We start from the raw sequence: 964 nt of genomic DNA on the forward strand, positions 1-964 counted from the left end.
CTGGCTCCCTGTTAACAATGCCACCCTCAAGCACAGCATAGGTCTGACTGAGTATTGGGCTTTGCGATGTTTCGGACGCTTACCCACCTATGCTGCCGAAGCAGGTTCACTTACGTTGTGTACTGTTAACTTCCTATTGCTTCCTTCAGACCCTGCCGTTGGCCAGCAACGCCCTTGCAATTCGGATTATCTTCCCCTCAGTCAGGGCGATTCGGGCTTCTTTCAACCCGACGGGTTTGCCAGCTTCGCTGGGCAAACAAAAAGCATTGCCAATGGCAAGCCTCAGATTGATGACGAACCCCCGCTTTTTAAGTGGGGTTCTTTTTTGGAAGCGACCGTAGGTCGCGATCGTGATTTTTTTTTTKTATATCGTGCGCAGAAGTTTCCATTCATTACAYGGGTATACAGAAGCAAGTATCTGCCTTATTTCTGCCATATTTAAGCCCATTTTCGTAGATAGTTCACCACCAACGCWATCTTCTTGATGTTTTGGGCTGCCGCTGCCAACCAACATTGCATTTGCACATTGGCTAGACCTCGGAAGCGAGCATAACGATGACCATGATGTTGCTTGGCRTCTGCAAAGCTCCGTTCTACTGTTTCACTTCGACGTCGATAAGTCTTCTTGCCATAGGAAGAGAGCCGCATTTGATTTGCTCTCTCTACGGCATCGCTATAGATATGCCGAGTAATCACTTTCTTCATGTTTTTGCTTTGAGTGCAGTCATCCCTCATTGGACAGAACGCACACTCTTTCGGGTCTGAGTGGTATTCTCGGTAGGCATCGCGWGATGTGGTTTTATAAAGCAACGCCTGACCATTCGGACATTGGTAGCWGTCTCTTTGCGCGTCGTAAGTAAAGTGTTTCTTTTTGAACGCATTTTTCGTTCTCGATGGACGTCGATAACCGAACACGCCAAGAATACCTCGACGTTCAAGTGACTCCGCCACTGGAGCGGTAAAG

General features: G+C 48.1%; 1 protein-coding gene and 1 pseudogene. One reads left to right on the plus strand and one right to left on the minus strand.

Annotation, left to right across the window (positions count from 1 at the left end; all coding sequences use genetic code 11):
- The coding region (locus tag CIK04_RS35300) for a hypothetical protein (protein WP_325206077.1) at positions 1-442 on the plus strand (442 nt) is incomplete at its 5' end.
- On the opposite strand, the pseudogene CIK04_RS32010 reads toward CIK04_RS35300, so the two are convergent.
- Positions 407-964, minus strand: a pseudogene (locus tag CIK04_RS32010) (transposase); the annotation flags it as partial. The gene CIK04_RS35300 and the pseudogene CIK04_RS32010 overlap by 36 nt on opposite strands.

The sequence above is a fragment of the Vibrio sp. 03_296 genome (assembly GCF_002265885.1).